At 69.1% G+C, this 13,868-nt stretch carries 9 protein-coding genes and 1 pseudogene; 6 read left to right on the top strand and 4 right to left on the bottom strand.

Annotation, left to right across the window (positions count from 1 at the left end; genetic code table 11):
* Nucleotides 1-23: 23 nt before the first annotated feature.
* On the bottom strand, nucleotides 24-731 hold the full coding sequence (locus tag ACI2L1_RS14495) for a helix-turn-helix transcriptional regulator (protein ID WP_404739663.1): 708 nt from the start codon (nucleotides 729-731) through the stop codon (nucleotides 24-26).
* 84 nt (nucleotides 732-815) lie between these two features.
* On the opposite strand from ACI2L1_RS14495, the gene ACI2L1_RS14490 reads away from it, so the two are divergent.
* The 3 genes from ACI2L1_RS14490 (at nucleotide 816) to ACI2L1_RS14480 (ending at nucleotide 3,938) form a co-directional block, all read left to right on the top strand.
* Complete coding sequence (locus tag ACI2L1_RS14490; RefSeq protein WP_404739662.1) at nucleotides 816-1,253, top strand: hypothetical protein; 438 nt, start codon at nucleotides 816-818, stop codon at nucleotides 1,251-1,253.
* Nucleotides 1,254-1,372: 119 nt separating this feature from the next.
* Complete coding sequence (gene tal / locus ACI2L1_RS14485; RefSeq protein WP_404739661.1) at nucleotides 1,373-2,488, top strand: transaldolase; 1,116 nt, start codon at nucleotides 1,373-1,375, stop codon at nucleotides 2,486-2,488.
* 196 nt (nucleotides 2,489-2,684) lie between these two features.
* Entirely contained in the window at nucleotides 2,685-3,938 is a 1,254-nt protein-coding gene (locus ACI2L1_RS14480; RefSeq protein WP_404739660.1) for an NAD(P)/FAD-dependent oxidoreductase, read from the top strand.
* 235 nt (nucleotides 3,939-4,173) lie between these two features.
* Here the strand turns inward: ACI2L1_RS14480 and ACI2L1_RS14475 are convergent, their stop codons facing one another.
* The 3 genes from ACI2L1_RS14475 to ACI2L1_RS14465 all read right to left on the bottom strand — a co-directional run bounded on the left by ACI2L1_RS14475 (nucleotide 4,174) and on the right by ACI2L1_RS14465 (nucleotide 7,045).
* Nucleotides 4,174-5,703: a helix-turn-helix domain-containing protein gene (locus ACI2L1_RS14475; RefSeq protein ID WP_404739659.1), complete on the bottom strand. Its 1,530-nt coding sequence runs from the start codon at nucleotides 5,701-5,703 to the stop codon at nucleotides 4,174-4,176.
* An 83-nt stretch (nucleotides 5,704-5,786) separates the two neighbouring features.
* A complete protein-coding gene (locus tag ACI2L1_RS14470) occupies nucleotides 5,787-5,987 on the bottom strand; it encodes a DUF4236 domain-containing protein (RefSeq protein WP_404739658.1) in 201 nt (66 codons plus the stop codon).
* A gap of 206 nt (nucleotides 5,988-6,193) precedes the next feature.
* Complete coding sequence (locus ACI2L1_RS14465; RefSeq protein ID WP_404739657.1) at nucleotides 6,194-7,045, bottom strand: class I SAM-dependent methyltransferase; 852 nt, start codon at nucleotides 7,043-7,045, stop codon at nucleotides 6,194-6,196.
* Between the two features lie 237 nt (nucleotides 7,046-7,282).
* Here ACI2L1_RS14465 and acnA point away from each other — a divergent pair, with 237 nt between their 5' ends.
* The 3 genes and pseudogenes from acnA (at nucleotide 7,283) to ACI2L1_RS14450 (ending at nucleotide 13,840) form a co-directional block, all read left to right on the top strand.
* Entirely contained in the window at nucleotides 7,283-10,000 is a 2,718-nt protein-coding gene (gene acnA / locus ACI2L1_RS14460) for an aconitate hydratase AcnA (RefSeq protein ID WP_404739656.1), read from the top strand.
* 317 nt (nucleotides 10,001-10,317) lie between these two features.
* Nucleotides 10,318-10,591: pseudogene (locus tag ACI2L1_RS14455) on the top strand (GNAT family N-acetyltransferase); the annotation flags it as partial.
* A 402-nt stretch (nucleotides 10,592-10,993) separates the two neighbouring features.
* Nucleotides 10,994-13,840 carry a SpoIIE family protein phosphatase gene (locus ACI2L1_RS14450; protein WP_404739655.1) on the top strand — a complete coding sequence of 949 codons (2,847 nt, stop codon included), beginning with the start codon at nucleotides 10,994-10,996 and terminating at the stop codon, nucleotides 13,838-13,840.
* Nucleotides 13,841-13,868: the final 28 nt, after the last annotated feature.

The raw sequence follows: 13,868 nt of genomic DNA, 5'->3' as shown, positions 1-13,868 counted from the left end.
CGATCTTCGGGCGGTGTTACGCCTCATGACGGGCGCAGGCCGCTAGCGGGCGGCGGGGAAGCGAGCTCGAGCCGGACGCAGCAGTGACCGGGGCTGGGCGCCAGGCACGCCTGGAGGCCGCTGTCGGCGAGTCCTTCCAGCACGCCGCTGAGCAGGTGGAGGTTCATGCCGCACACCGTCTGGGTGTGCTCGCGGGCGAGCGCGTGGAAGGGACAGTTGCCCAGGACGATGGCATCACCGTCACGGCGGGGTTCGAAGCCGTTCTCTTCCAGCACGGCGAACACGTCCGTCTGGCCCGGGCCGGCGAGCTGTGTGCCCAACTCGTGGGCCTTTCGGTGCAGGACCGCACGGACCGGTTCACCGGTGGCCTCGGATTCCTCCAGCGCCTGGGCGAGGAGGCGTCCGGCCAGCTCGTAGTGCCGCTCCGGGAGGCTGACGGCGACCTGCCTGGCGGAGCGCTTGTAGAGCTTGGCGGGCCGCCCCGCTCCCGGTCCGGTGCGCCCGCTGCGCCGCTCGTAGACAACGTCGAGCAGTGATTCGTCGGCCAGCCGGTCCAGGTGGAAGGCCGCAGTCTGCCGGGCAAGGCCGAGGGCCTCGGCGGCTTCGTCGCGGCCGACCGGACCCGGCTGGCGCACGACGTGGTCGTAGAGCCTCCTGCGGGTCGGCTCGTCGAGAGCGGCGACGGCGGAGACGTCGGGGCGGGGTGCTTCCTTCGACGGGTTCACGAACACCAGTGTAAAACCAACAGCGATTGACTAAAGAAGGTTTTCGCGCTTCTATCGTTAGTAAGAGTTGTCGATAGAAGGAAGAGCGTCATGTCGTCCGCAACCACTTCCACCCCATCCGCCCCTCCCCGACGTGAAGCGCTCACCGACCCCGGCTACCAGGCGTTCGTGATCCTGCGCGCCGGCTTCACCGTGGCGCCGATCCTGTTCGGGCTGGACAAGTTCGCCAACCTGCTCGTGGACTGGCCCACCTACCTCGCCCCGTGGATCAACGACATCGTTCCGGGCAGCGCCCAGCAGGCCATGTACGCCGTCGGAGTGATCGAGATCGTCGCGGGCCTCGCCGTCGCGCTCGCCCCGCGCTTCGGAGGCTGGCTGGTCGCCGGATGGCTCGCGGGCATCATCGTCAACCTGCTGACCATCCCCGGTCACTACGATGTCGCGCTGCGCGACTTCGGCCTGCTGCTCGGCGCTGTCGCCCTCGCCCGGCTCGCCCAGCGCTACCACGGCCAGCGGCAGTCTCACTGACGGCAGGCAGCAGCCACGGAAGGTGACGTGCGGGTGGGCGCCTCCATCGGCTCACCCGGCACGCGGACAGCACGTGGAGGGCGCTGCCCGAAGCGAGGCGAGGGAGAAGGGAGAAGATCATGAGTGAAAGCCTGGACCGGCTGGCCGCCCGAGGCGTAGCGGTCTGGCTGGATGATCTCAGCCGGGAGCGGCTCGCCGGTGGCGGGCTGGCCGACTTGGTGGGCGAACAGCGGGTGGTGGGCATCACCAGCAACCCGACGATCTTCGCCAAGGCGATCCGCTCGGGTGCCCGCTACGACCAGCAGATCGCAGATCTTGCCCGGCGTGGGGTGCGGGTCGAGGAAGCGGTCAGGCTGCTGACCGCGTTCGACGTGCGCTGGGCCTGCGACGTACTGCGCCCGGTGTACGAGGCCAGTGCCGGCGTGGACGGGCGGGTGTCGCTCGAAGTGGACCCGCGCGTCGCCCACGACACGGCGGCGACGGTCGCCGAGGCGCGGGCCCTTTGGTGGCTGGTGGACCGGCCGAACCTGTTCGTGAAGATCCCCGCCACGCGCGCGGGCCTGGAGGCGATCAGCACGGCGCTCGCCGAGGGCATCAGTGTCAACGTGACGCTGATCTTCTCCCTGGACCGCTACGACCAGGTGCTCCGCGCCTTCGTGGACGGCATGGACAGGGCGCACGAGGCGGGCCGCGACCTGGCGTCCATCGCGTCAGTGGCCTCCTTCTTCGTCAGCCGGGTGGACACGGAGGTCGACAGCCGACTCGACAAGATCGGCACGCCGCAGGCGCGGGACCTGCGCGGCCGGGCCGCGATCGCCAACGCCCGCCTGGCCTATCAGCTGTTCGAGCGGGCGTGCGCCTCGAAGCGATGGAGGGCCCTGGCGGCGGCCGGGATGCGCCCGCAACGCCCGCTGTGGGCCTCCACCGGCGTGAAGGACCCCGCCTACGACGACACCCGCTATGTCGACGAACTGGTGGCGGCAGGGGTGGTCAACACCATGCCGGAGCAGACCTTGCGCACGGTCGCGGACCACGGTCGCATCACGGGCGACACCATCCATGGCACATACGCGCAAGCCCGGCAGGTACTCGATGACCTGGAGGCCGTCGGAGTGTCCTACGACGACGTTGTGCGTGTACTGGAGGACGAGGGCATCAGCAAGTTCACGGCCTCCGGCAACGAGCTGTTCGAGCAACTCGACGCCGAACTGCACTCCGGGCGCGCCGCCACTTGATCCGGCCGGTCGCCGACCGGAGGTCCCGGCGAGTCCTGCGACCACCGATCGGCAGACACACCGGGAAACACCTACAACCGCCCGCAGCCCAGCGCCATCGACGACGATGGCTGCCGCCTGCCACGCGGGCGGGGGCCGGCTCGCAAGCGGACTGGCAATGCTCTGCGGGCAGAGCCGACGCAGCCAAGGAGAGGACATGGCCGCGAACACAGGATTCGTGATCGTCGGAGCCGGCCTGGCCGGTGCGAAGGCAGTGCAGACCCTCCGGGAAGAGGGCTTCGACGGCCCGGTCGTGCTGCTCGGGGAGGAGAGCGAGCGCCCCTACGAACGGCCGCCGCTGTCCAAGGGCTATCTGCTGGGCAAGGTCGAGCGTGAGACGGTCTATGTCCACGCGCCGCAGTGGTACGCCGAGCACGACATCGACCTGCGCCTGGGCGCCACCGTCACCGCGATCGACCCAGCCGGACATGAAGTGACGCTCGCCGACGGCAGTCGCATCGGCTACGCGAAACTACTGTTGACCACCGGTTCCTCACCCCGCCGGGTGCCGGTGCCCGGGGCCGATCTCGACGGGGTCCACTACCTGCGCCGGCTCGCCGACAGCGACCGCATCAAGGAAGCCCTCGGATCCGCCTCCCGCATCGCGGTGATCGGCGCCGGCTGGATCGGCCTGGAGACAGCGGCCGCGGCCCGCGCGGCCGGTGGGGAGGTCACCGTCCTGGGGACCGCGGAACTCCCCCTGCTGCGCGTACTGGGTCGCGAGGTGTCCCAGATCTTCGCCGCACTGCACACCGATCACGGAGTCGACCTGCGCTGCGGCGTCCAAGTCGCCGAGATTACAGGCGACGCGGGCCGGGCGACCGGCGTGCTGCTGGCCGACGGCAGCCGCGTCGACGCCGACGCGGTCATCGTCGGGGTCGGCATCACCCCCAACACCCAGCTCGCCAGAGCCGCCGGTCTCGACGTCGGCAACGGCATCCGCGTCGACGCCCATCTGCGCACCTCCCACCCGGACATCTACACCGCCGGGGATGTCGCGAACGCCTTCCACCCGCTGCTCGGCAAGCACATCCGCGTCGAGCACTGGGCCAACGCCCTCAACCAGCCCCAGACCGCGGCCAAGGCCATGCTGGGTCGGGACGTGAGCTATGACCGCGTCCCGTACTTCTTCACCGATCAGTACGACCTGGGCATGGAGTACACGGGCTACGTGGAACCCGGCGGTTACGACCAGGTCGTCTTCCGCGGCCGGACCGACACCCGCGAGTTCATCGCCTTCTGGCTCGCCGAGGGCCGGGTTCTGGCCGGCATGAACGTCAACGTCTGGGACGTCGCCGACCCCATCCGCGCGCTCGTCACCTCGGGGAAACCGGTCGATCCGACGCGGCTCGCCGACCTCGACGTACCCCTGAGCGACATTCTCGGCCCGCACGACCCCACCAGACGATAGGCCGCAGAAGGTGGACTCAGGGTGAGAGACAGGCCGGTGGCCCGGGTGCGTCCGCAGACTCCTTGGCTGAAGCGCAGCTGGTGATCTGGCTACGAGTGAGACCCCGTTGAGCCCGTGAAGCCCGGCCCGTAGCCCGCCGCAGGCCCAAAGTCCCAGAGAAGTCCCACAGATGCCGCCGCACCTTTCCCTGACCCTCTAAGTAGCAGGTCAGGCTGGGTGCGGCGGCATCCGTGCGTCAGATGTCCCGGAAGATCTCGATCTGCGCCCCCACCGAGTTGAGCCGCTCGGCCAGGTCCTCGTAACCCCGGTTGATGACGTAGACGTTGCGCAGTACGGACGTGCCGTCCGCCGCCATCATCGCCAGCAGGACCACCACGGCGGGGCGCAGGGCCGGCGGGCACATCATCTCGGCGGCGCGCCAGCGGGTCGGGCCCTCGACCAACACACGGTGCGGGTCGAGGAGTTGGAGCCTGCCGCCCAACCGGTTCAGGTCCGTCAGATAGATCGCGCGGTTGTCGTAGACCCAGTCGTGGATGAGGGTCTGGCCCTGCGCGACCGCTGCGATGGCCGCGAAGAACGGGACGTTGTCGATGTTGAGGCCGGGAAACGGCATCGGGTGGATCTTGTCGATCGGCGCCTCCAGTTTGGAGGGGCGGACCGTCAGGTCGATCAGCCGTGTACGGCCGTTGTCCGCGAAGTACTCGGGCGTACGGTCCTGGTCGAGCCCCATCTCCTCCAGCACCGCGAGCTCGATCTCCAGGAACTCGATCGGCACCCGGCGCACCGTCAGCTCCGACTCCGTCACCACGGCGGCGGCGAGCAGGCTCATCGCCTCGACCGGGTCCTCGCTGGGGGAGTAGTCGACGTCCACGTCGATGGCCGGCATACCGTGCACGGTGAGGGTGGTGGTGCCGATGCCCTCGACCTTGACGCCCAGCGCCTCCAGGAAGAAACACAGGTCCTGGACCATGTAGTTGGAGGAGGCGTTGCGGATGACGGTGACGCCGTCGTGGCGGGCGGCGGCGAGGAGCGCGTTCTCGGTCACCGTGTCGCCGCGCTCGGTCAACACGATCGGACGGTCGGGTCGGACCTTCCGGTCCACCCGGGCGTGGTACTGGCCCTCGGTCGCCGCGACGTCCAGACCGAACCGGCGTAGCGCGATCATGTGCGGCTCGATGGTCCGGGTGCCGAGGTCGCAGCCGCCGGCGTAGGGCAGCTTGAAGCCGTCCATGCGGTGCAGCAGCGGACCGAGGAACATGATGATGGAGCGGGTGCGGACGGCGGCCTCGGCGTCGATGGCGTCCATGTCCAGCTCGGCAGGCGGCACGAGTTCGAGGTCGACGCCGTCGTTGATCCAGCGGGCGCGCACCCCGATGGAGCTCAGCACCTCAAGAAGGCGATAGACCTCCTCGATGCGGGCGACCCTGCGCAGCACCGTGCGCCCCTTGTTGAGCAGCGAGGCACACAGCAGGGCCACGCACGCGTTCTTGCTCGTCTTGACGTCGATCGCGCCGGAGAGCTGACGACCGCCGACCACGCGCAGATGCATCGGGCCCGCGTAGCCCAGAGAGACGATTTCGCTGTCCAGTGCTTCACCGATACGGGCGATCATCTCAAGGCTGATGTTCTGGTTGCCGCGCTCGATGCGATTGACGGCGCTCTGACTGGTGCCGAGCGCCTCGGCAAGCTGCGACTGCGTCCAGCCTCTGTGCTGCCGGGCGTCACGGATGAGCTTGCCGATGCGTACGAGGTAGTCGTCTGCCATGGGGTTGAGGCTATCTCAGATATGAGATGGCGCATTTCGGGAGGTCCGTTCGGGTGAGAGACCCGTGCGGACCTGAGGGAACGTCAGTGACGCTTGGCGTTACGGGTCCGGCGCCATCCGAAAGGTCCGGGCAAATCCATCGATGTCGTACGGCGTCCCGTGCTGCTGTGGGTGTGCTTCGGCCCGTGGCTGCCGCCGCCGGTCGTGATGGACCAGGAGTGCCGGTTGATGTTCAGCCGCACCCCGGGAAGGATCCGGAAACTCTTGCGGAACGTGAGCGGCATGGTGGCTCCCGTCTGGGTCGGTCGGATGCTTTCGACCCCCTCCGGATACCCCGGTGCGGCGAACTGATGAGTGCCGGGATCGGTCGTATGCAGGTTCTGGTGGCCGGAGCCTCGGAAACCATCGGCCGTGCTGTCGCAGGTGAGTTGGGGAAGTCCCTCGCGGCCGGCTCGCCCGGCGCCCCGGTCGACAGTGGGATGCCCTGTTCTCAACAGGTCCGCGTATGACCGGGCTTGCGCCAGATCATGAGCTGGGTCGGCGGAAGGTGCTCCGCGAAGCGGTCGTCGGCAGATGCCTGCCGTAGTACCGCGCGCAGGTCCCGCTCGAAGTCCGCCAGCCTGTCGCCGAAGAGGTGGGGTGCGGAGTCGGACCGGGAGAACGCCCAGGCCACGAGGTCGTCCGCGGTCCGCTCGACCACCTGCCCGGCGGGTACGACATGGTGCTCGAAGCCCTTGAACCCGGCCCGTTCCAGGACGAGGTCCTCCCGGCCAGGCGTGCCGTTGACGAGCACGCCCTGTCCCGCGCGCCGAACCGGGCCCAGATGCCGGCGCACCAGGTCGCCGATCTCCGCGTACGGGGGAGTGGGCAGCGGCAGGGGTGTCGGTTCGGCCGGCGGATCCTTGTGGTCGCTGATGTGGGCGAACACACCTCCCGGCTCCAGCATCTCCAGCACGGTGGCGGCGACCCGGTCGCGGTCCGTCCAATGGAACGACTGGGCGAACACCACGACCCGGAACTCGCCGAGACCGGCCGGCAGGTCCTCGGCGCGGCCGACCACCCAGCGCGCGTTGGTCACCCCGCGGCGTCCCGCCTGCCGCTCGGCCTCGGCCAGCATGTCCTCGTCCGGGTCGAGGCCGACCGCCTCGGCGAAGAACCGGGCCAGAGGGAGCAGCACGATGCCGGGGCCGCAGCCGACGTCGAGCAGCCGGCCCCGGCCGTCCAGGCCGAGGACCGTCGCCAGCGTCTCGGCGAAACCCGGGGCGTACGGCAACCGGCCGCGCTCGTAGTGGGCCGCACTTCCCTGGAAGAGGGTCCTGTCCCACTGCCATCCGTCAGGCATGCCGAAGATCGTGCCCCAGGAGCGCCGGACATCACAACGTGGCCGGGCATGACCATCTCGGCCTCATGTACTAGAGTTATCTCGACATCGAGATATCTGCCGAGGCGTACCGCAGCAGCACGCTTCCGCCGAGCCTGGCGGTAAGGCATACCTAACTTAGCCTTACCTTAGCGGATCGGCCAAGACGGCGTGGCGGCAGGATGCGGTGGTAAGCGCACAGAAATGAAGGAGACTGTCGTGTCGGCGAACAGCTTCGACGCCCGCGCCACGCTGAGCGTGGGCGACGAGTCGTACGAGATCTTCCGGCTGGACAAGGTGGAGGGTTCGGCCCGCCTGCCGTACAGCCTCAAGGTTCTGCTGGAGAACCTGCTCCGTACCGAGGACGGCGCGAACATCACCGCCGACCACATCCGCGCCCTCGGCAGCTGGGACTCCCAGGCCCAGCCGTCGCAGGAGATCCAGTTCACGCCGGCCCGCGTGATCATGCAGGACTTCACCGGCGTGCCCTGTGTCGTCGACCTCGCCACCATGCGTGAGGCCGTGAAGGAGCTCGGCGGCGACCCGGCGAAGGTCAACCCGCTCTCCCCGGCCGAGCTGGTCATCGACCACTCCGTCATCGCGGACAAGTTCGGCACCCACGACGCGTTCGCGCAGAACGTCGAGCTGGAGTACGGCCGCAACCGCGAGCGCTACCAGTTCCTGCGCTGGGGCCAGACCGCCTTCGACGACTTCAAGGTCGTCCCGCCGGGCACCGGCATCGTCCACCAGGTCAACATCGAGCACCTGGCGCGCACGGTCATGGTCCGTAACGGCCAGGCGTACCCCGACACCCTCGTCGGCACCGACTCGCACACCACCATGGTCAACGGCCTCGGTGTGCTGGGCTGGGGCGTCGGCGGCATCGAGGCCGAGGCCGCGATGCTCGGCCAGCCGGTCTCGATGCTCATCCCGCGCGTCGTCGGCTTCAAGCTGACCGGTGAGCTCAAGCCCGGAACCACCGCCACCGACCTCGTGCTGACCATCACCGAGATGCTCCGCAAGCACGGCGTCGTCGGCAAGTTCGTCGAGTTCTACGGCGAGGGCGTGGCCGCCACCTCCCTCGCGAACCGCGCCACCATCGGCAACATGTCGCCGGAGTTCGGCTCGACCGCCGCGATCTTCCCGATCGACGACGAGACCATCAAGTACCTCAAGCTCACCGGCCGCTCCGAGCAGCAGCTCGCGCTCGTCGAGGCGTACGCCAAGGAGCAGGGTCTCTGGCTGGACCCGAAGGCCGAGCCGGACTTCTCCGAGAAGCTGGAGCTCGACCTCTCCACGGTCGTCCCCTCCATCGCCGGACCGAAGCGCCCGCAGGACCGCATCGTCCTGGCGAACGCCGCCGAGCAGTTCAAGGTCGACGTCCGCAACTACGTCGACTCCGTGGACGAGGCGGGCCAGGAGTCCTTCCCGGCCTCCGACGCCCCGGCCGTCGCCCCGAACGGCGCCCCGTCCAACCCGGTCACCGTGACCGCCCCCGACGGCTCGACGTACGAGATCGACCACGGCGCGGTGACGGTCGCGGCCATCACCTCCTGCACCAACACCTCGAACCCGTACGTCATGGTCGCCGCCGCGCTCGTCGCGAAGAAGGCGGTCGAGAAGGGCCTGACCCGCAAGCCGTGGGTCAAGACCACCCTCGCCCCGGGCTCCAAGGTCGTCACCGATTACTTCGACAAGGCGGGGCTCACCCCCTACCTCGACAAGGTCGGCTTCAACCTGGTCGGTTACGGCTGCACCACCTGCATCGGCAACTCCGGCCCGCTGCCGGAAGAGGTCTCCAAGGCCGTCAACGACCATGACCTCGCGGTGACTTCGGTCCTCTCCGGCAACCGGAACTTCGAGGGTCGTATCAACCCCGACGTCAAGATGAACTACCTGGCCTCCCCGCCGCTGGTCGTCGCGTACGCCCTCGCGGGTTCCATGAAGGTGGACATCACCAAGGACGCCCTGGGCATCGACCAGGACGGCAACCCGGTCCACCTCAAGGACATCTGGCCCTCCGAGGCCGAGGTCAACGACGTCGTGGCCAACGCCATCGGCGAGGACATGTTCAACAAGTCCTACTCCGACGTCTTCGCGGGCGACGCCCAGTGGCAGGCGCTGCCGATCCCGACCGGCAACACCTTCGAGTGGGACGCGGAGTCGACGTACGTCCGCAAGCCCCCGTACTTCGAGGGCATGACGATGGAGACCACCCCGGTCTCCGACATCACTGGTGCCCGCGTGCTCGCCAAGCTGGGCGACTCGGTGACGACGGACCACATCTCGCCCGCCGGCGCCATCAAGGCCGACACCCCGGCCGGCAAGTACCTCACCGAGCACGGTGTGGAGCGTCGTGACTTCAACTCCTACGGCTCCCGCCGAGGCAACCACGAGGTCATGATCCGCGGCACCTTCGCCAACATCCGCCTGCGCAACCAGATCGCGCCGGGCACCGAGGGCGGCTACACCCGCGACTTCACCCAGGACGGCGGCCCGGTGTCGTTCATCTACGACGCCTCCCGCAACTACATCGAGCAGGGCACCCCGCTGGCCATCCTGGCCGGCAAGGAGTACGGCTCCGGCTCGTCCCGCGACTGGGCCGCCAAGGGCACCGCGCTGCTCGGCGTCAAGGCCGTCATCGCCGAGTCGTACGAGCGCATCCACCGCTCCAACCTCATCGGCATGGGCGTCCTGCCGCTGCAGTTCCCGGAGGGCGCGAGCGCCGAGGCCCTCGGCCTGACCGGCGAGGAGACCTTCTCCTTCACCGGCGTCGAGGAGCTCAACAACGGCACCACGCCGCGCACCGTCAAGGTCACCACCGACACGGGCGTCGAGTTCGACGCGGTCGTCCGTATCGACACCCCCGGTGAGGCCGACTATTACCGCAACGGCGGCATCATGCACTACGTGCTGCGCCAACTTGCCGGTTCTTGACCTGATGTGAACGAGCGCCCTGCCCCTGCATCTCGCGCGCGGGGGCAGGGCGCTCGCGCGCGACGGGGCGGAAGACGCGCCTGCGAGCGTGATCGCACGCGATCTGTTCCCGGAGCGGAGCTGCGCATCCACGACGACGAAGAACCCCGCACCTGGCTCGCGGACTGATCAAGCCGACGGCCCGGACACCAGGTGCGGGGTTCTTCTGTCCTTGCGAGCGTGTGGCGAACGAGCGCCGCTGGGCGATGTGCTGCAGCTGCGTGTCGTCGCCGTCGCTCGGCTTGATCGTTGCCGAGCCTGCCGATCAGTTGGTCGGCATGACTGAACTCGGGCCCGTCGCCTGGCCGCCCGCCCCGATCAAGACCGAGCGGCTCGTGCTCCAAGAGCCCGAGGCACGCGACCGTGCGGCGTTCGTCGAGCTGCCGGCGTCGCCAGAGGTGCACACTTACCTCGGCGGCCCCCGGCCGCGTGACGAACTTGAGCGCGAGATGCCCGAGGTGCCCGAACGGTGGCCCGGGGAGTTTCGTCGTTGAACTCGACGGGGCGATGATCGGCCAGATGCTGCTCAGGAGAGTGCCGGGGCACAGCCGAAGGGGGCGGCGTCGAAGAGGTCGAGGCCGTCAGGGATGCGTGCGAAAGCTCGAGCTCCCTGTCGATGGTGTTTTTGCGGTCGGCCTTCTTCAGCACCGCCCGCAACTGCGTCCGGGTTCTTCAGAGTGGGCGGGACGGCAAACGAGTCATACCTGGATACCGATCTCCCCATCCGCCACATTTGACTATGGGTATCAGTCCCGTTGCAGGTAGTCGCCAGAGTGGCTGCCGGCGAGGATGATCCGGGCGCGTTGCGTGTCCGCGGCCCGCGCGGCGGCAATCCCTCCAGGGCGGCGCGCGCCTCGTGGATCTCGGCCGCCTCCTCCTGGTTTCGCCGGGCTGCGGGGCCCTCGGTGCGTGAGACGCGCCGCCTATCCACCTGCCCGGTGCGAAGATATGAAAGTGGACGAAACGCCAGGAAGCGCTCCCCTGCGATCGGCACTTGAGCAGACGGTGAAGGCTGTCGGCGCTCTGAGCGGTGTGGTGTATGTCCTCGATGGGCCGGGCGGCACCCTGCGCATGCACTGCGCGCTGACCGTCGCAAAGCCAGAAGAGCTCCGCCTCTCCGAGGAACACGTCAAAGCCGAGACGGAAGCAGCCACGGCCAGGGCGATCCACGAACACGCGGTCGTGTGGCTGCCGGCATTCCCAGGGCGGACCTCCACCCCGCACACCGGTGTGACGGCCGTTCCCCTGTGCCGTGACAGCGCCACCATCGGGGCGTTGTCCGTCGTGACCAGCCGACCCGGGCCGCCCGCCGCCGCGGAGCAGGGTCTTCTAGAGGTGGCCGCCCGGTGGGTCGCCAGCCTGCTGGGGCCCGCCCCCGCGGATCGGCACGCCGCGTCGCCGCTGCGGGCGGCACTGGAGTCGGTACGGGTCGGCGCATGGGACTGGAACATCCTCACCGGCGAGATCGTCTGGGACGAGGACATGCCGCTCGTACTCGGCATCCCCCCCGAATACTTCGACGGACGGATCGAGACCTGGCGCGGGCTGGTCCATCCCGAGGATCTGCCGGCTGTGGTGACCAAGGCGGAACAGTCCCTGCGCGAGGGCGGGGAGTACGGCGTCAGGCACCGGGTGGTCCGCCCCGAGGGCACCGTCGGGTGGGTGGAGGCCAGGGGCCGGATCATCGAGAGGGACGACGGCCGACCGGCCCGCATGGTGGGGCGCCTGTGGGAGACCACCGAGACACGGGCCGCGATGGATTCCGTCGGCCGCGCCCTGCAGCACATGAGCGACGGATTCCTTGCCGTCGACTCCGACGGGCGGATCATGTACGTCAACAAGCGGGCCCAGAAACTCCTCGGTGCCTCGGACGACCTCATCGGCCGCGTGCTGTGGGAGCTGCCGCCGGTCGCCGTGCCCGGCCTCGCCGCACAGTGCCGCGACGCCATGGCGGACCGCGTCGCCACTGGTCTCGACGTGAGGTCGCCGACCGACCTGCGCTCATACCACCTGCGGATCATCCCCGTGCCCGACGGGCTGACGGTCTATCTGACCGATGTCACGGAGCAGCGCGAGATGCAGGCCAGACACGCCGCCGAGGAACGTGCGGCCGCCGAGCGCACCGCCCGAATCGGAGGCCTGACGAGGGCACTCGCCGAGGCACTCACCGTGCGGGATGTGATCGACGCCGTGGCCGAGCGGTTGCTGCCTCTCGTCGGGGCCACCGGACTGATCGTGCACGCATCCGGCCTCGGCGGCGACCGAACGCTCCAATCGGTCGGCTACCCCCGCTCGTACGTGGAGCGCCTCCCGGAGCGTCCCGAGAACAACCCTCTCGACCAGGCGCTGAACGACGGTGTACCGCGGTTCATCGACTCGCCTCAGGAGCTGGAGGACCGCTATCCCGGGCTCGCCGGCTTCGCGGCCCTCGGCGGAAAACACGCCTGGGCCTTTCTCCCGCTGACGGTCTCCGGGCGTGTCGTGGGTGGCTGCGTCATCTCCTTCGACCGACCACGCCGCCTCACGGACGCCGAGCGCGGACTGCTGATCGCGCTGAGCGGACTGATCGCACAGACACTGGAGCGGGCCCGGCTGTACGACGCCGAGCATCGCCGCGCGCAGGAGTTGCAGCGCGGACTGTTGCCGCGCGCCCTGCCGCCGTTGCCCGCCGTCACCACCGCCGCCCGTTATCTCCCGGCCAGCGGGGACATGCTCGGCGGCGACTGGTACGACGTCATCCCGCTGTCCGGTGACCGGGTCGCGCTGGTGATCGGCGACGTCATGGGCCATGGCCTGTCCGAGGCCGCCACCATGGGGCGGCTGCGTACCGCCGTACACACCCTCGCCGGGCTCGAGCTGCCTCCCGACGAGCTGTTCTCCCACCTCAACGACCTGGTCAGCGCACTCGGTGACGACTTCTACGCCACTTGTCTGTACGCCCTGTACGATCCGGCAACCGGTAGCTGCACGGTCTCCTGCGCGGGACACCCCCCGCCGGCCGTGGTCACCCCCGACGGCACCGTCCACCTGCTCGACCTGGCGGCCGATCCGCCCCTCGGCGCGGCCACACCCCCTTTCGAGACGACCGAAGTGGATCTGGCCGAGGGAAGCCTCCTGGTGCTCTGCACCGACGGGTTCGTCGAATCCGTCCACCGCGACATCGACACCGGCATCGCGCAACTGGCCACCGCCCTCGCCACCGCAGCGGACACGATGCCCCCGTCCAGCGCGACCGCACCGTGGACGCGGTGGGACGAGCGGGAGCAGAGGGACGAGGCCGTCCGCCTGGACCGGCTGTGCGCCTCGCTCACCGCAACCCTGCTGCCGGAAGGCGAGCAGACCGGCGACGACGCGGCCGTGCTCATCGCGCGTATCCACGCTCTGCACCCCGACGACGTGGCCGTCTGGACGCTCCCGGAAGATCCGGTCGCCGCCGGCCAGGCGCGCTCCCACATCCGTCGTCAACTGGCCAAATGGCAGCTCGACGAGCTCGTGATGACGACGGAACTGCTCGCCAGCGAACTGGTGGGCAACGTGGTGCGTCACGCCAGGGGACCCCTGAGACTCCGCCTGGTCCGCAGCCGCAGCCTCATCTGCGAGGTCTCCGACGGAAGCCTGACCACCCCCCGCATTCGCCGCGCCCGGGACACCGACGAAGGCGGGCGCGGACTGCAACTGGTAGCCGCGCTCAGCCAGCGCTGGGGCGTCCGCTACACGCGCGACGGCAAGTGCATCTGGACCGAGCAGCCGCTGAACGAGGACTCTCTTCCCGTGCACGCCACCGGCCGGGCAGAGACCTGACCCGGATAACCCCGTATCGGCGCTCATC

It is taken from the genome of Streptomyces sp. NPDC019531, assembly GCF_044903305.1.
Taxonomy (GTDB): Bacteria; Actinomycetota; Actinomycetes; order Streptomycetales; family Streptomycetaceae; genus Streptomyces.
This window is presented reverse-complemented; position numbering and strand designations above follow the sequence as displayed.

Bases quoted from the DNA above. Each gene is read 5' to 3' on its own strand.
- tal (WP_404739661.1), top strand. From the start codon at position 1,373: ATGAGTGAAAGCCTGGACCGGCTGGCCGCCCGAGGCGTAGCGGTCTGG.
- ACI2L1_RS14470 (WP_404739658.1), bottom strand. From the start codon at position 5,987: ATGCCGCTCACGTTCCGCAAGAGTTTCCGGATCCTTCCCGGGGTGCGG.
- ACI2L1_RS14490 (WP_404739662.1), top strand. From the start codon at position 816: ATGTCGTCCGCAACCACTTCCACCCCATCCGCCCCTCCCCGACGTGAA.
- ACI2L1_RS14465 (WP_404739657.1), bottom strand. From the start codon at position 7,045: ATGCCTGACGGATGGCAGTGGGACAGGACCCTCTTCCAGGGAAGTGCG.
- ACI2L1_RS14480 (WP_404739660.1), top strand. From the start codon at position 2,685: ATGGCCGCGAACACAGGATTCGTGATCGTCGGAGCCGGCCTGGCCGGT.
- ACI2L1_RS14475 (WP_404739659.1), bottom strand. From the start codon at position 5,703: ATGGCAGACGACTACCTCGTACGCATCGGCAAGCTCATCCGTGACGCC.